The 15,491-nt window shown below is 38.2% G+C and carries 16 protein-coding genes; 10 read left to right on the top strand and 6 right to left on the bottom strand.

Annotation, left to right across the window (positions count from 1 at the left end; genetic code table 11):
- Positions 1-42: 42 nt before the first annotated feature.
- Both groES and groL read left to right on the top strand, forming a co-directional pair.
- Positions 43-327 carry a co-chaperone GroES gene (groES, locus tag ACFSR0_RS02175; protein WP_379979455.1) on the top strand — a complete coding sequence of 95 codons (285 nt, stop codon included), beginning with the start codon at positions 43-45 and terminating at the stop codon, positions 325-327.
- A 39-nt stretch (positions 328-366) separates the two neighbouring features.
- Positions 367-1,992, top strand: coding sequence for a chaperonin GroEL (gene groL / locus ACFSR0_RS02170; RefSeq protein WP_379979453.1), 1,626 nt, complete (start codon positions 367-369; stop codon positions 1,990-1,992).
- A gap of 44 nt (positions 1,993-2,036) precedes the next feature.
- On the opposite strand, the gene ACFSR0_RS02165 is transcribed toward groL, so the two are convergent.
- Positions 2,037-2,633 (bottom strand): hypothetical protein, encoded by a 597-nt coding sequence (locus ACFSR0_RS02165; RefSeq protein ID WP_379979451.1) that lies wholly within the window; start codon positions 2,631-2,633, stop codon positions 2,037-2,039.
- Between the two features lie 240 nt (positions 2,634-2,873).
- Here ACFSR0_RS02165 and ACFSR0_RS02160 point away from each other — a divergent pair, with 240 nt between their 5' ends.
- The 3 genes from ACFSR0_RS02160 to ACFSR0_RS02150 all read left to right on the top strand — a co-directional run bounded on the left by ACFSR0_RS02160 (position 2,874) and on the right by ACFSR0_RS02150 (position 7,262).
- Positions 2,874-4,343, top strand: a complete 1,470-nt coding sequence (locus ACFSR0_RS02160) for a nicotinate phosphoribosyltransferase (RefSeq protein WP_379979449.1) — start codon at positions 2,874-2,876, stop codon at positions 4,341-4,343.
- Between the two features lie 12 nt (positions 4,344-4,355).
- Positions 4,356-5,180, top strand: a complete 825-nt coding sequence (gene nadE, locus ACFSR0_RS02155; RefSeq protein WP_379979447.1) for an ammonia-dependent NAD(+) synthetase — start codon at positions 4,356-4,358, stop codon at positions 5,178-5,180.
- A 261-nt stretch (positions 5,181-5,441) separates the two neighbouring features.
- A complete protein-coding gene (locus tag ACFSR0_RS02150; protein ID WP_379979445.1) occupies positions 5,442-7,262 on the top strand; it encodes an LTA synthase family protein in 1,821 nt (606 codons plus the stop codon).
- Between the two features lie 269 nt (positions 7,263-7,531).
- Here ACFSR0_RS02150 and nrdI read toward each other — a convergent pair whose 3' ends face one another.
- On the bottom strand, positions 7,532-7,981 hold the full coding sequence (gene nrdI / locus ACFSR0_RS02145) for a class Ib ribonucleoside-diphosphate reductase assembly flavoprotein NrdI (protein ID WP_379979443.1): 450 nt from the start codon (positions 7,979-7,981) through the stop codon (positions 7,532-7,534).
- 61 nt (positions 7,982-8,042) lie between these two features.
- Here nrdI and ACFSR0_RS02140 point away from each other — a divergent pair, with 61 nt between their 5' ends.
- Positions 8,043-8,609, top strand: coding sequence for a GNAT family N-acetyltransferase (locus tag ACFSR0_RS02140; protein ID WP_379979441.1), 567 nt, complete (start codon positions 8,043-8,045; stop codon positions 8,607-8,609).
- A gap of 4 nt (positions 8,610-8,613) precedes the next feature.
- On the opposite strand, the gene ACFSR0_RS02135 is transcribed toward ACFSR0_RS02140, so the two are convergent.
- A complete protein-coding gene (locus ACFSR0_RS02135) occupies positions 8,614-9,129 on the bottom strand; it encodes an LURP-one-related/scramblase family protein (RefSeq protein WP_379979439.1) in 516 nt (171 codons plus the stop codon).
- Between the two features lie 111 nt (positions 9,130-9,240).
- On the opposite strand from ACFSR0_RS02135, the gene ACFSR0_RS02130 reads away from it, so the two are divergent.
- The 3 genes from ACFSR0_RS02130 to tsaE all read left to right on the top strand — a co-directional run bounded on the left by ACFSR0_RS02130 (position 9,241) and on the right by tsaE (position 12,133).
- Positions 9,241-9,915: a uracil-DNA glycosylase gene (locus ACFSR0_RS02130; protein ID WP_379979437.1), complete on the top strand. Its 675-nt coding sequence runs from the start codon at positions 9,241-9,243 to the stop codon at positions 9,913-9,915.
- Between the two features lie 158 nt (positions 9,916-10,073).
- The gene (gene pta, locus ACFSR0_RS02125; protein ID WP_379979435.1) at positions 10,074-11,057 is read left to right on the top strand and encodes a phosphate acetyltransferase; all 984 of its coding nucleotides are present in this window, start codon (positions 10,074-10,076) and stop codon (positions 11,055-11,057) included.
- A gap of 593 nt (positions 11,058-11,650) precedes the next feature.
- On the top strand, positions 11,651-12,133 hold the full coding sequence (tsaE, locus tag ACFSR0_RS02120) for a tRNA (adenosine(37)-N6)-threonylcarbamoyltransferase complex ATPase subunit type 1 TsaE (RefSeq protein ID WP_379979433.1): 483 nt from the start codon (positions 11,651-11,653) through the stop codon (positions 12,131-12,133).
- 74 nt (positions 12,134-12,207) lie between these two features.
- On the opposite strand, the gene ACFSR0_RS02115 is transcribed toward tsaE, so the two are convergent.
- Together ACFSR0_RS02115 and ACFSR0_RS02110 are read right to left on the bottom strand one after the other, a co-directional pair.
- A complete protein-coding gene (locus tag ACFSR0_RS02115) occupies positions 12,208-12,741 on the bottom strand; it encodes a 3'-5' exonuclease (RefSeq protein ID WP_379979431.1) in 534 nt (177 codons plus the stop codon).
- An 8-nt stretch (positions 12,742-12,749) separates the two neighbouring features.
- Entirely contained in the window at positions 12,750-13,508 is a 759-nt protein-coding gene (locus ACFSR0_RS02110) for an exodeoxyribonuclease III (RefSeq protein WP_379979429.1), read from the bottom strand.
- A gap of 161 nt (positions 13,509-13,669) precedes the next feature.
- Here ACFSR0_RS02110 and murB point away from each other — a divergent pair, with 161 nt between their 5' ends.
- Entirely contained in the window at positions 13,670-14,575 is a 906-nt protein-coding gene (gene murB, locus ACFSR0_RS02105; protein ID WP_379979427.1) for a UDP-N-acetylmuramate dehydrogenase, read from the top strand.
- A gap of 61 nt (positions 14,576-14,636) precedes the next feature.
- On the opposite strand, the gene ACFSR0_RS02100 is transcribed toward murB, so the two are convergent.
- Entirely contained in the window at positions 14,637-15,278 is a 642-nt protein-coding gene (locus tag ACFSR0_RS02100) for an ECF transporter S component (protein WP_379979425.1), read from the bottom strand.
- Positions 15,279-15,491 lie beyond the last annotated feature (213 nt).

Raw genomic sequence — 15,491 nt, 5'->3', positions numbered from 1 at the left:
GCTAATAAAACCAAAACCTATTATTTTATGGAGGGATAGACCGTGTTAAAACCATTAGGTGATCGAGTATTGATCGAAGTATCAAAAGAAGAAGAAAAGACTGCTGGAGGATTTGTATTGGCTTCTGCTGCTAAAGAGAAACCTCAAACGGGTGTAGTCATCGCAGTAGGTGAAGGTCGCGTATTGGATAATGGTGAGCTTGCACCTGTTCAATTAAAGGTTGGCGACACTGTGTTATTTGAAAAGTATGCCGGTTCTGAAGTGAAATACGAAGGAAAAGAATACATGATCTTTGCTGCAAAGGATATTGTAGCAATCGTTGAATAAAAGACACAACAACTACTATTAATGAGGTGAAAGAGAATTATGGCAAAAGAAATTAAATTTGCAGAAGATGCACGTGCAGCAATGTTGCGTGGAGTTGATAAATTAGCGGATACAGTAAAAGTAACATTAGGCCCTAAAGGTCGTAATGTTGTATTGGAAAAAGGATTCGGTTCTCCATTAATTACCAATGATGGTGTAACGATTGCAAAAGACATCGAGTTAGAAGATCATTTTGAAAATATGGGAGCAAAACTTGTCTCAGAAGTTGCTTCAAAAACAAATGATATTGCAGGTGACGGTACGACAACTGCAACAGTTTTAACACAAGCAATTGTGCGTGAAGGATTGAAAAATGTGACAGCTGGAGCCAACCCTCTAGGCATTCGTCGTGGGATTGAATTGGCAACGAAAACAGCCGTTGAACAATTACATGCAATTTCAACTATTGTGGATTCTAAAGAAGCAATTGCCCAAGTTGCTGCTGTGTCATCAGGTAGTGAACAAGTTGGTCATTATATTGCCGATGCAATGGAAAAAGTTGGCAATGATGGCGTAATTACAATTGAAGAATCAAAAGGAATTGAAACGGAATTAGATGTCGTAGAAGGTATGCAATTTGATCGTGGTTACCTTTCTCAATATATGGTTACTGACAATGACAAAATGGAAGCTGTCTTGGACAACCCATATGTTTTAATTACAGATAAAAAAATTTCCAACATTCAAGATGTTTTACCATTATTAGAACAAATTTTGCAACAAAGCAAGCCCCTATTAATCATTGCGGATGATGTCGATGGAGAAGCATTACCAACATTGGTTTTAAACAAAATTCGTGGAACCTTTAATGTTGTGGCCGTGAAAGCACCAGGATTTGGTGACCGCCGCAAAGCGATGTTGGAAGATATTGCTATCTTAACAGGTGGTACTGTTATTACAGAAGATTTGGGTCTTGAATTAAAAGACGCGACAATTGATATGTTAGGTCGTGCAAGTAAAGTTGTTGTTGATAAAGACAATACAACCATCGTTGAGGGTGCTGGCGACAAAGATGCCATTACTGCTCGCGTTCAAACGATTCGCAAACAAATCGAAGATACTACTTCAGACTTTGACCGTGAAAAATTACAAGAACGCTTGGCAAAACTAGCCGGTGGCGTAGCTGTTGTCAAAGTGGGGGCAGCTACTGAAACAGAACTAAAAGAATTAAAACTACGTATTGAAGATGCATTGAATGCGACACGTGCGGCCGTTGAAGAAGGAATGGTTTCTGGTGGTGGTACTGCGTTAGTTAATGTTATCCAAAAAGTGGCTGCGATTGAAGCTGAGGGCGATGTTGCAACAGGCGTTCGTATTGTTGTCCGTGCATTAGAAGAACCAGTTCGTCAAATTGCTGAAAATGCTGGTTATGAAGGTTCAGTAATTATTGACAAATTAAAACGTTCTGAACTTGGTATTGGATTTAATGCTGCAACTGGAGAATGGGTAAACATGGTTGAGGCTGGAATTGTTGATCCTACGAAAGTAACTCGTTCTGCCTTACAAAATGCTGCTTCTGTAGCTGCATTGTTGTTAACAACTGAAGCGGTGGTTGCTGACAAACCTGAACCTGCAAAACCTGCTGCACCTGCTATGGATCCATCAATGATGGGCGGCATGATGTAATAAATACCTCTAAACTCTGATATAACAGGGTTTAGAGGCTTTTTTTAGTTATTGATTCTTTCTAGCGGATAACTTGTAAACGGGTGATCACCGACAGGACCGTTAGTTGTGACAATCATTAATGTTCCGTTATATTTGTAGTACAAAAAATACGTAACCTCCTGATAAGTACCGTCCAATCTAGGTTTATTTACTTTAATTTTCGTTGCAAGATCTACTTGAACAGTTACATTTTTTCGATAGTCTAATACAGTATATGTTTTCGATGGTTCTATGATAATTTCGTAATCTACTGAATTCCCAATTAAATCTTGAAACTGATCATTTTTAAAACCTTGGCGAGGTTGGTTTTCTATTCCCGCTGTATTGCCCTCGTACCAAGTTGTTCCATTTAAAAATTGTTTGGTAATCTTTGGAAATTGCTCATTTGTTTGGGTAGTGTTTGCTTCAGTTGAGCTCTTAAGACTTGTTTGAGTTGTTTCAGAGGAGCTTGATTGGGTGGTGTGCTCATTTTTTAGAGAACGATTTTCTGATTGTGAACTTGATGTAGTGGTATTTAGGACATGGTTTTCATTTGTTTTGTTGCTACAGCCAACGAAAAAGAGTAACGACAACGCGGATAAAGTAATCAACTTTTTCATTTTTTTGCGACCCCTTTCGATTCATTTCTTTTATTTAAAGCAGTTAATGACTATTGGAGGAAAGAATGATTCACATGATTTTATTATAGCTTTTTAGTGAAAAAAGGACACTGGTGAAAGCATGATAGAAAATCCGTAGAGTAATTCTGCTTCTTTTTTTCTTTGTGAAAAAAATCTTTGCGCTACTATTCGGCTATTCTGTTATAATATAGGGAAAGAATATGTAGAGGAGTTAGGGTCATGCAAAAAACTTATGCAGATGATAGTTTCACTTTACACACCGATTTGTACCAAATTAATATGATGCAAACGTATTGGGAGCTTGGCAGAGCAGATAAGCACGCCGTTTTTGAATGCTATTTTAGAGAGATGCCATTTAAACATGGGTATGCTATTTTTGCAGGGTTGGAACGTTTAGTCGATTATTTAAATCATTTGCGCTTTACGGATACAGATATACAGTATTTGCGCGAAATTGGTGGGTACCAAGAAGGGTTTTTGACCTATTTAAAAGAGTTTCGATTCGCTTGTGATGTGCGTTCAACTCTAGAAGGGGACTTGGTTTTTAGTAACGAACCCATCATTCAAGTGGAAGGTCCAATTGCACATGCACAATTGGTTGAAACAGCATTACTAAATATTATTAATTTTCAAACGTTAATTGCAACAAAAGCTGCTAGAATCAAATCAGTCATAGGGAAAGATCCACTCTTGGAGTTTGGTTCACGTAGGGCTCAGGAATTTGATGCAGCCATTTGGGGGACGCGAGCTGCCTATATTGGTGGAGCTGACGCCACAAGTAATGTTCGAGCGGGCAAAATTTTTGGCATTCCTGCGAGTGGGACACATGCGCATTCGCTTGTGCAATCTTATGGAAATGATTATGATGCCTTCATTGCGTATGCAAAAACGCATAAAGACTGTGTTTTCTTAGTTGATACCTATGATACACTTAAATCGGGTGTTCCATGCGCCATTCAAGTCGCTCGTGAAATGGGCGATCGCATTCGTTTTTTAGGTGTTCGAATTGATAGTGGCGATATGGCTTACATTTCCAAAAAAGTTCGAGAACAACTGGATCAAGCCGGTTTTCCAGAAGCAAAGATTTATGCCTCAAATGATTTAGACGAAAATACTATTTTAAGCTTAAAGATGCAAAAAGCAAAAATTGATGTATGGGGTGTAGGGACAAAATTAATTACGGCTTATGATCAACCAGCATTAGGGGCGGTTTATAAATTGGTTTCAATCGAAAATGACAATGGTGAGATGGTAGATACAATCAAGCTATCAAGTAATGCTGAAAAGGTATCAACTCCCGGGAAGAAACAAGTTTGGCGAATTACTCGAAAATCGAATGGCAAATCTGAAGGTGATTATGTCACACTATGGGATGAGGATCCAAGAGAAGAAGATGAGATTTTCATGTTTCATCCTGTCCACACATATATTAATAAAACTGTCCGTGACTTTCATGCACGGCCAATTTTGCAAGATATTTATCAAAAGGGTGAGCTAGTGTATCATTTACCAAAATTGGATGAAATCAAAAAATTCTCGCAAGAGCGACTGGATTCGTTATGGGACGAATACAAACGTGATTTGAATCCTCAGCCGTATCCAGTTGATTTGTCGACGGATTGTTGGAATCATAAGATGAAAATTATGGCAGAGGTTCGAGATTACGTCAAAGATTTAGGGACAGAATAAGGAGGCTATTGTATGACACTGCAACAAGAAATTATTCAAGAACTAGGGGTAAAACCAAGGATTGACCCTCAAGAAGAAATTCGAAAAAGTATCGACTTTTTAAAAAGCTATATGAAAAAATTTCCATTTCTTAATACCTATGTATTGGGTATTAGTGGTGGACAAGATTCTTCTTTAGCGGGGCGTTTAACCCAATTGGCTATGGAGGAATTACGAAATGAAACAGGAAATCCAAATTATCAATTTATTGCAGTAAGACTTCCTTATGGGGAACAAGCAGATGAAGCGGATGCGCAGCGCGCTTTGACCTTTATTGAACCAGACATCGCCCTTCGTGTGAATATAAAAGGGGCCGTCGACGCTCAAGCGGCAGCTATCGAAGAAACTGGTATCACTGTGGGTGATTTTAATAAGGGAAACATGAAGGCGCGTCAACGGATGATTACACAGTACGCAATAGCAAGTGAAAAAAAAGGTGCGGTGATTGGAACGGATCATGCTGCTGAGAATATTACTGGCTTCTTTACCAAATTTGGTGATGGAGGAGCGGATATTCTACCAATTTTCCGACTCAATAAACGTCAAGGAAAGCAATTGTTACAAACGCTTGGCGCACCAGCCGAAATTTATACAAAAATTCCAACGGCTGATCTTGAAGATGGTCGTCCACTAGTTGCGGATGAAGTTGCATTAGGGGTTACTTATGATGACATTGACGATTATCTAGAAGGAAAAGAAATTGCAGTTCAAGCGAAAGAAACGATTGAAAATTGGTGGTTAAAAACACAACATAAACGTCATTTACCAATTACCATTTTCGACGATTTTTGGAAGTAAACTATTTGATTCATGAACAAAAAATACCACATGCTAGAAAATCATGAGATTGAACGCCTTGTTTTGCTCACCTAGCCATGTGGTTTTTTTGTTCGCATGAAGTAACAAGGGTTTTGTTTGCAACTCGATTGTGAATATCATATAATAATTATGCAGAAGTTTTGGGGAAGACTCTGTTAACAACGTCAAGAGGAAAACAGAAATGTTTCCTCTTTTTTTATTATGCCTAAAAATATCCTAGCTAGAATGGAGATTCTATAAATGAACAAACGAAAAAAGGGCCCCTTCTTCTTAACGATTCTATGGAGCCTGCTTCTTCCCGTGATAGGCAATTTGTATTTGCAATGGTGTCAAAATAATTTAGATTTTCTTACTGCGTTTCGATTTGCTTTCTCGTGGCACACGAGTAAATTTATGTTAGGTTGTCTCATCTTATGGATGTTCTTAGTATTGATTTGGAGTATTTTGGGAAAACTGCGGTATAGCAGCTTGCTATTCAGTGTCATTATTGGTTTGGTAGGTTTAACAACGTATCAAAAAATGCAGCTACGAAATGAACCTTTGTATCCAGATGATTTGAAGATGCTGTTTCAATGGCAGATGCTACGGGATATAGTTGGCACACCTTTTTTTATTATGGCAATTCTGATTATTTTATTGACTTTAGTAGTAGCGAGTTGGAGTATTTATTGCAGCTTCAAATTTTCAAAAAAGAGCCAAATCATACGAATCGGTGGTTTCATCCTGTCAGCAAGTTTTTTGGTATATTGCAGTGATTTTAATAATCAATCGAACGTCATCCGTAAAGCCTATAATCGAACAGCAACCTGGGTTCCTTATTCTCAAGAGATGAATTATTATAATGTTGGATTTATTGGCGGCTTTTTATATAATTTAAATGTGGAGGCGATGAGTGAACCAGCTGGGTACTCGAAGGAAACGATTCAACAAATTGTAGCTAAGTACAATGCACTTGCTACTGAAAAAAATCGCTATGCTACCGATGAACAGCCCAATATCATCTATGTGATGAGTGAAAGTTTCTCAGATCCTTCTCGCTTGATTGGTGTAAATGTCGATGGCCAGCCGCTGTATTCATACCAACAGGTTGCCAACAAATCGTTTAGTGGGCAAATGCTTTCCCAAAATTATGGTGGGGGTACGGCTAATATTGAGTTTGAAGCATTGACAAGTTTTTCAATGGCTCTCTTAAACAGTCAGATGACGACACCTTATACGATGCTAGTTCCCAAACGGAGCAATATGCCTTCGATTGTTTCGTTTCTGAAGGATCAAGACTATCAAACAACAGCAATCCACCCCTATGATACATCGATGTACAAGCGTACGGACGTTTACAAAGTTTTCGGATTTGACAAATTCTTGGATCAAGACGATATTGAAAACCCAACGAAAATTGAAAATAATCCGTATATTTCGGATGAAGCGGTGTATAAGCAAATTGTAAAGCAATTAAAAACAAGTGATCAAGCGCAGTTTATCCACTTCGTTACGATGCAGACACATATGCCGTATGGAAACAAATACAATCATGAAACTTACACTATTAGTGGTACGGGTAATCATTTAGCTGCAGCGGATTATGTCCAAGATATTGCATATAGTAGTCAGGCACTAGCCTCATTCATCAAAGAATTAGCAACGGTTGAGCGACCTTCCGTGGTGGTTTTTTGGGGAGATCACTTACCTAGTTTCTACTCACAGGGTGTAAAAGACAAAAATTCGGATGTCTCAATGCATTTGACCGAGTATCTGCTCTATAGTACCGCGGAAAACTGGTCAGAAAAGGGGACGTTCACTATTAGTCCGTATTATTTTTCGCCAATATTGCTTGAGAAGGCTAAGTTGAAAACATCGGGATTTTATGAATTGATGAATCAAATGGCTGAATTTTTGCCAGCATCTGAAAAAGAGAGAAGTTATTATCAAGGAAAATGGCAACGAGAGGTTCGTTTATCGAAGAAGGAACAGAAAATTTATAATGACTATCGTTTGATTCAATATGATTTGTTACAAGGCGAGCAGTATAGTCTCCACTCATTTTTCCAAGTCGTGCCATAAGTTATGCACAGATTTACTAAGAATAAAGAAACTTTTTTTTCCTTGGAACTATTTATTGAAGTGAATCCTTGATTCGCCAATGTTTGTTGGTCTTTTTGAAAGTCAATAGAAAATAAATAGAAATGAACGATTGTTTCACATTTGAAAGTCATGAAAAAGAGAAAACTGAAAAAAAACGAGTAAAGTACGCTTTTTTTCAGTTTTCTTTAGAAAAAGAGAAAGTTATTTTTTGTGAAACGAGAAAAAGTCCGTCCATTCATGTGGATAACTTAATTGGCATGAAGAGCTTCCAAAATTGTGTAAATTTGTTCCAGTTCGGTGGAAGTTCCTCTAAGTTCGAAGTCTGCCAAAAAAGGAACAGAAAATTGTTCGGCATATTGTTTAGCAGTGAGACAATATTGCAAATTAAAATTTTTATTTCCACTGCCAATAATTCCTTTACAGAAGGTCGCATTATCGTCATAGGCGATGTAATCGCGCATCGCTTCAGTCAATATCTCTTGGTCACCATTATCAACGCCGTTCCCACCTTCAAGATAGGTTGGAACACAGACAACAAAAGGTTCTTTTTCATGATCGAGCAATGTGTTGTCGGAAATTTCTTTTATTTGTATAATCGGATGATGGGCGGATTGAGATTGTTTCGAAATCGAGAGTTCGTGCAGTCTTTTGGCAAATGATTTTGTGTTTCCTGAGATAGAAATGTATAGTAAATTCAAGTGAATCGCTCCTTTTATTAGTGAGTTGAACAAAAAAATTAAAACAAAAGAGGTCATAATTATGGTTATACGCAAAGCAGCACCAGAAGATCGGGAAGCAGTTGCTGAATTATTATTGGTCATTTTTAAGGACATGGAGTTGCCATTACTCCAACGTATTTCCGAAGAAAAGCTTGTCCAAATGGTTGCAGAAGCGATGGCAGACCCTATGTATCGCTATAATGAATCACGAGGAATTGTCAATGAAATCGATGGAAAATTAGCTGGGGTTGCTTTCGGGTATCCTGATGAGGAGGAACCTACCATTGATCTCGCGTGGGACGAGGTTGCCAAAGCACATCAACTGACAGGTGATACGCGTTTGTTTAAAGATTCGGAAGTCTTTCCAAATGAATGGTATCTTGACTCGGTTTGTGTAAATGAAGCTTTTCGTGGAAAAGGGATTGGTTCATCACTTTTAGAGTCGGTTGTTGATTTAGCGCGACAAGCAGGTAAGTCGAAAATTGGACTTTGCTGTGATTTTACAAATCATAAGGCGCAAAAGCTTTACGAACGAGTTGGGTACGAAGCGGTAGGTGAACAAGTACTAAGTAATCATCGTTATTACCACATGCAAAAAACCATCTAAATGATTAAGAAAAATCGGGTGTCACGTCCAAGTCAATGTCTGTCTGATTTTTACGGTTGTAAAGCCAATAATCCATAATCGCTGAAATACAAATACAAATCGGTGCATTGGTAGAATCCGGAATCGATAGCACATAATAATCTCCCGTAACCAGCGTTGCTTTGTCCATTTCCATAATGACCTTGTTAAAGTGGTGAATGGAGTAGCGATGGTTGTAAATATCACCAAAAACCATCCAGCGTAGTTGTTGGATATAATAAAAATCGCCAGGCCAATTAAAAATTTTTTTTAATGAACCGACTTTTTCAAAACCGTTGTAAAGGTCAAACTTGTGACCAAATATGACACTGGATTGCTTGATTCGAGCAACTAGGTCACCGTTCATTTTGTACAAGGCAAGAACGTCACCTTTGCCACCCCACTTACCGACGAGCAAAAAAAGAGAGACGCCATTTTCATCTTTTACGAGTGTTCGCGTAACGGAACTTAGGTGACGTTCTTGAATAAAATACTCTGGCATTTCAAGCACACTTCCTTTTTGCATAGTGACTATTCATAGCCATAGTTTACCACAAATCATCAATTGAATCAGTTGAAAGAAAAAATGATTCGGAGAAATGAGGGACAACACATGAGTGACTTTATCCAAAATAGTTGGCAAAAAATATTAGCTGAGGAATTTCAAAAGCCTTACTACCAACAATTGCATCAATTTTTAAAACAAGAATATCAAAAGGAGACCATTTATCCTTCTATGTTTCACATTTATGAGGCCTTGCAACGGACTCCTTATGAGAAAGTGAAAGTCGTGATTCTTGGTCAAGATCCATATCATGGAATGGGTCAGGCACATGGTTTGTCTTTCTCAGTAAAAAAAGGAATTCCGCTTCCTCCATCGCTAAAAAATATTTTTCAAGAATTGCATGATGATCTTGGTTGTGCCATTCCGAAAAATGGTGATCTATCAGAGTGGGCTGATCAAGGCGTTTTGTTGCTCAATACAGTATTGACTGTCCAAGCTGGTCAAGCGAATTCCCACAAAGGGCAAGGGTGGGAAAAATTAACAAATGCAATTATTGAAAAGTTGAATCAACGAGAAGAGCCGGTTATTTTTATCCTTTGGGGAAGTCAGGCACAAAAAAGCAAAGAACGAATTGATGCCTCACGCCATATTATCATTGAATCTGTCCATCCTAGTCCATTATCTGCTTATCGAGGCTTTTTTGGATCTCGGCCATTTTCAAAAGCCAATCAAGCATTAATGGCTTTGGGTAAAGATCCAATTGATTGGCAAATTCATAATTGATACAGCAATTTCCTGTGTATGATTAATTCAATGCTATATTTTTGTGAATTTTCGAACAAAAAATAGTTTTTTTATAATACAGTATAAAAAAACTGTTTTTTTTCAAGGCGATAGTGTATGATGAACATGTATGAATTGATAAAATGGAGGGTTCTGTAATGGAATTGTTTGATAGTTTAAAGTTTAAAATTGTTCGTCGTGGAATTAAGATTGCTTTTCCTGAAGCAACAGACACAAGAATTTTGAGTGCGGTTGCAAGATTAAAAGGGGAAGAACTAGTTGAGCCAGTGTTGATAGGGAACCGTGATGAAATTGAGAAGGCTGCAAAAACGCGCGGAATCTCAATTGAAAATCTGACAATTTATGATCCAAATAATTGTGAACGTTGGGATGAAATTGTCGCGGCCTTTGTTGAACGTCGTAAAGGTAAAGTAACGAAGGAACAAGCCGAAAAAATGCTAAAAGACGAAAATTATTTCGGTACTATGTTAACCTATTTAGGCATTACGGATGGATTGGTTTCGGGTGCAATTCATTCAACTGGGGATACCGTACGACCAGCATTACAAATTATTAAAACAAAACCAGGCATTAGCCGAACAAGTGGTGCATTTCTAATGATTCGCGGAAATGAGCAAGAAAAATATTTATTCGCTGATTGTGCAATTAACGTTGCGCCAACACCACAAGAATTAGCGGAAATTGCTGTAGCTTCTGCGCATACGGCTGAAATGTTTGATATTGATTCAAAAGTTGCGATGTTAAGTTTTTCTTCGAAAGGTTCTGCGAAGGCACCTCAAGTTGACGCAACTATTGAAGCAACAAAACTTGCTCAACAATTAGCACCTGAATTAGATATTGATGGTGAATTGCAATTTGATGCAGCCTATATCCAATCAGTTGCTCAATTAAAAGCACCAGAATCAGATGTTGCCGGAAAAGCCAATGTCTTTATATTCCCAGATTTACAATCAGGAAATATTGGTTACAAAATTGCGCAACGTTTCGGAAATTTTGAAGCAATTGGCCCAATCTTACAAGGCTTAAATAAACCAATTTCTGATTTATCTCGTGGTTGTAATGAAGAAGATGTCTACAAATTAACGATCATTACTGCAGCACAATCTTTATCAAACAAATAATTAACAAAAATGTCTACTGGTTGTTATGAAAAAGAATGTTTAAAGTGTAGGTTTTGAGTGCAAAAGACGGAAAATCATTTTTGGTTTTCCGTCTTTTTTTGTTCAGTAATTCGGATAAAGGTCGCTCCTTCACTAGAGGTAGGTGCTGAATGTCGTTTGGTACAGGATATCCGCAATCTCTTGACAACCAACAATGAAAGCATACTCCCTTTTTTTGCTCTATGTTATAATCAGTCTATATCCGAAATGAGTTGATGGAATCGTGGAACTAGATACGAATAATTATTCAATAGTCTGTCTTTATTCTCATCTTGTTTAAGTAACGACATCTCTTAGGCAAGGCATGGACGGTGAAAGATCTGACTATGCTAAAATAATTTATGAAAAAAATAGAATGCTAACATAGTACATTCATTGAGTGGAATTATTATAAAGACTGTGTTCATATTCTGTTCAAACTACAAGCTAAAACAAAATTGACAAAGGTATCCATGCGTACAAAAATGCTCGCTTGTGTCTGTAAAATTTGGCAAAGTGGGGCATAGTTCACACAAAAAAGGTACTTCTTATGAGAAAAAAAGTGGAGGAGAAGCATGTACGAAGCAAATGATGAACAAACAACCAATTTTTTGGCCATGGAATTGGGCAAAATAGTCACCGCAGGAGATGTGATTATACTAACAGGGGACTTGGGCGCTGGAAAGACAACCTTTAGCAAAGGAATTGCAAAAGGATTAGGTATTTCACAAATGATAAAAAGCCCTACCTACACGATTATTCGAGAGTATACGCAAGGACGTCTTCCATTTTACCATATGGATGTTTATCGACTAACAAGTGGCTATGATGATTTGGGGCTGGACGATTATTTTGAAGGAGAGGGTCTGACAGTTGTTGAATGGGGCAATCAATTGGGTGAGTGGCTGCCGGAAGATTACTTAGAAATTGTCATTCAAACAGAGAACACTGATCTGTCAAAGAGACGATTTGTGCTGAAAGCCCATGGGACCAAAGCAACGATATTGGCCAACAAAGTCGCCGAAATCTGGCAAGCTTACAAAGTGAGTGACAGATGATAACCATAATTTTGAAAAAAAAAAAGCGTCTGACTTGTTTCACTGACAAGTCAGATGCTTTTTTAGCATTCAGTTTAGACGTTCCGCACGAATTTTTTTAACGACTGACTGCCGAAGTGCTTTTCTTGTGTTAACAAAATCTCTGCACAAGCTCGACTGTCTTCCAGGGCATCATGATGATTTAAAAGTGGAATATCTAAGTATCCACAAACCGTATTCAGTCGATGATTGGGTAGTTGTTGGTAGAATTTTCGACTGGTTTGTACAGTGTCTAGCGTTAAATAATGCGGTTTTTCAAGATGATAGTAATCCAGACAACCAGCTAGCACACTATTATCGAAAGGTGCATTGTGTGCAATAATTAAGCTATGCGGATTAAAGTATTGTGAGATGACTTCCCAAATTTCTGGAAATTTGGGAGCTGATTGGACATCTGTTGGTTGAATTCCATGTATTTGAATATTGCGCCAAAAAAAAGGTGTTTCTGGTTGTATCAACGAATAGTATTCACCAACAATTGTACTATCACGCACCATAACCAAAGCCAAGGAACAGGCACTATGGCGTTGATGGTTTGCTGTTTCAAAATCCATTGCTAAAAAATTCATGTTATCCCCTATTCAAATGATAATTGTAATTCAATTGGACAATGATCACTGCCTAAGATTTCTGCATGGATCGAGGCAGAGGTTAAATGATCAACTAGGTCACTAGAAACGACAAAATAATCAATTCGCCAACCGGCATTATTCTTTCGTGCGTTAAAACGATAACTCCACCATGAATATGCTCCTGTTAAATCTGGATAAAAGTGCCGGAATGTATCGACATATCCATGATCTAACAAGGCGGTGAACTTTTCTCGTTCTTCCATTGTGAAGCCAGCATTGTTTTGGTTTGTTTTCCAATTTTTTAAGTCAATTTCTTGATGAGCGACATTCAAATCTCCACAAAGAATGACCGGACGATCTTTCTTCAATTCATCAAGATAGGAGACAAAAGCATCTTCCCACTCCATGCGATAATCCAAACGTTTCAGTTCGTTTTGTGAATTTGGTGTATAACAAGTGACCAAATAAAATTGAGGATATTGAAGTGTAATTACGCGTCCTTCTTGATCATGGACATCTTGACCAATGCCATAGAAGACTTTTTCTGCGGGTTCTTTCGCAAAAATGGCTGTACCAGAATAACCTTTCTTTTCTGCATAGTTCCAATATTGCGTATAGCCAGGTAATTCCATTTGAATTTGTTCAGCTTGTAATTTTGTTTCTTGTAAACAGAAAAAATCAGCATCTAATTGCTGAAAGATATCCATAAAATTTTTTTTCATAACGGCCCTCAAGCCATTCACGTTCCAAGAGATAAATTTCAAAATAACGCCTCCTTCTTTGTTCCTTATCCTCATTTTACTGAAAGAGAAGCAAAAAACCAAGTAAAGTTGTCGGTGCAAACCTGTTTTTTGAGGATAGTGGTCAGTCCTACTGTTTCGTGCTAAAATAAATGAGATTGAAAAACAGAAGGAGACATCTACGAATGTTAATCTCAGAACTAAAAAAAGATTTTCCACAGATGAAAATATTATTAAATGAACCTTTAAAAAATTATACGTATACAAAAACGGGTGGTCCGGCTGATGCACTCATTTTTCCCAGTGAAACCAATGAGGTGCAAGCAATTGTACTCTATTGTGAGCAGCAACAAATTCCTTGGATGGTGCTTGGAAATGCCAGCAACCTCATTGTTCGAGATGGTGGGATTCGGGGAGTTGTGCTGATGTTGACGGATTTAACAGCTTGCGAGATAGAAGGAGACTTCCTAACTGTCCAAGCAGGGGCACGTCTGATTGACACAACTTACCAGGCGCTAAATGCATCACTAACAGGGATGGAGTTTGCCTGTGGTATTCCTGGAAGTATTGGTGGCGCCGTATATATGAATGCGGGTGCTTATGGTGGAGAAATAAAAGATATCTTTTCTACTTGTGAATTTTTACAAGAGGATGGCACAGTGATTACGTTGAACAGGGAAGCGATGGCTTTTTCTTATCGTCATAGTACTGTCCAAGATACTAAGGGCGTTGTCTTGTCGGCTACCTTTCAATTACAGCCGGGTGAAAAGAAGGCAATCAATGAACGGATGAAGGAGTTGACTTTTTTAAGGGAATCCAAGCAACCCTTGGAATACCCTTCTTGTGGAAGTGTGTTTAAGCGACCAGTCGGCCACTTTACTGGCAAGTTGATTCAAGATGCTGGTTTACAAGGGTTAAAATGGGGCGGTGCACAAATTTCCGAGAAACATGCGGGATTCATAGTCAATATTGATCATGCGACCGCAACTGATTATATTGAGCTGATTGCTCATATTCAAGAGGTGATTTTTGATCAATTTGCGGTTCAATTGGAAACGGAAGTCCGAATTATCGGAGAAGAACGTCCATAGTTTTCATTCTATAGTAAAGGGCAGGTAATCAGTTATTCGATTACCTGCCCTTTTTGCATGGTTAGTTTAACGTAGTTCGCTTGGTTAATTTCATGAGGACCGAGGCCACGGTTGCAGTGGCAATGCCAGCAACAATCGCTTCAGGGATACCTTGTGTGAGAATAACACTGTTGATTGCAAGGTAAACTGCGTTACCAGCTTTTCCTATTAAAGAAGCATATTCTTTTTGAAAGAAAAAATAAATGGCGTACATCACCAAAAAGGTATTTGTTAGTCCACCGGCTACACCAGCCAAAAACAAAGAGAAGGGTTGATAGTTTCCCTTTAGCAAAGTTGTGAGTCCGCGAAAAACAAAGTATGGAACGATACCAATCAGAATACGAGGAACGATGGCAATGAAAACTGCTGCTAAACTACCGTGTTCTGCTCCAATTGGTGCAATGAATGGCGAAAAGGCAAACGACATGGGGGTGACGATAATTGTTGCTCTAATCATACTAATTAGCCCAAAACAGCCACCTAAAAACCCACCAATCTTTGGTCCAAGGATGATTGATGCAATGATAACAGGGATATGCATCGTGGTTGCGTTAATTGGACCCAAAGGAATAAAGCCTAAAAATGGGACAAAAGCAAATAACAATAGTATAGCTAAGAAAAATGCTGTAAGTACTAACCGAAAAACAGTTGAATTGTTTTTCACGCTGGATACCTCCTAATTATTTAGAGTGAGTTCAAAAACTCACTTTTGTTTATTGTTACTGGATGCGTTTCGATTCTGACGGATTGAATTACCTCCAGTTTTTTCTTTTCGCTTAATTGCAATATCAAATGCATAAAAAAATCAAAAAACCTTTATAGACAGCGAATTACTCAATAATCCAGTGTTACCAACGATTTAACCCTTGTCTGGCAG

Origin of the sequence: Enterococcus camelliae, assembly GCF_042685105.1 — a bacterium.
Lineage (GTDB): Bacteria > Bacillota > Bacilli > Lactobacillales > Enterococcaceae > Enterococcus_G > Enterococcus_G camelliae.
Note: the sequence above shows the minus strand (reverse complement) of the source record. Positions and strands in the feature narration are given on the sequence as shown.

What these genes read in the sequence shown, in the direction of transcription:
- pta (WP_379979435.1), top strand. Translation starts at nt 10,074, where the DNA reads ATGGAATTGTTTGATAGTTTAAAGTTTAAAATTGTTCGTCGTGGAATT.
- nadE (WP_379979447.1), top strand. Translation starts at nt 4,356, where the DNA reads ATGACACTGCAACAAGAAATTATTCAAGAACTAGGGGTAAAACCAAGG.
- ACFSR0_RS02140 (WP_379979441.1), top strand. Translation starts at nt 8,043, where the DNA reads ATGGTTATACGCAAAGCAGCACCAGAAGATCGGGAAGCAGTTGCTGAA.
- groL (WP_379979453.1), top strand. Translation starts at nt 367, where the DNA reads ATGGCAAAAGAAATTAAATTTGCAGAAGATGCACGTGCAGCAATGTTG.
- ACFSR0_RS02160 (WP_379979449.1), top strand. Translation starts at nt 2,874, where the DNA reads ATGCAAAAAACTTATGCAGATGATAGTTTCACTTTACACACCGATTTG.
- tsaE (WP_379979433.1), top strand. Translation starts at nt 11,651, where the DNA reads ATGTACGAAGCAAATGATGAACAAACAACCAATTTTTTGGCCATGGAA.
- ACFSR0_RS02130 (WP_379979437.1), top strand. Translation starts at nt 9,241, where the DNA reads ATGAGTGACTTTATCCAAAATAGTTGGCAAAAAATATTAGCTGAGGAA.
- ACFSR0_RS02135 (WP_379979439.1), bottom strand. Translation starts at nt 9,129, where the DNA reads ATGCCAGAGTATTTTATTCAAGAACGTCACCTAAGTTCCGTTACGCGA.
- murB (WP_379979427.1), top strand. Translation starts at nt 13,670, where the DNA reads ATGTTAATCTCAGAACTAAAAAAAGATTTTCCACAGATGAAAATATTA.
- ACFSR0_RS02150 (WP_379979445.1), top strand. Translation starts at nt 5,442, where the DNA reads ATGAACAAACGAAAAAAGGGCCCCTTCTTCTTAACGATTCTATGGAGC.
- ACFSR0_RS02115 (WP_379979431.1), bottom strand. Translation starts at nt 12,741, where the DNA reads ATGAATTTTTTAGCAATGGATTTTGAAACAGCAAACCATCAACGCCAT.
- ACFSR0_RS02165 (WP_379979451.1), bottom strand. Translation starts at nt 2,633, where the DNA reads ATGAAAAAGTTGATTACTTTATCCGCGTTGTCGTTACTCTTTTTCGTT.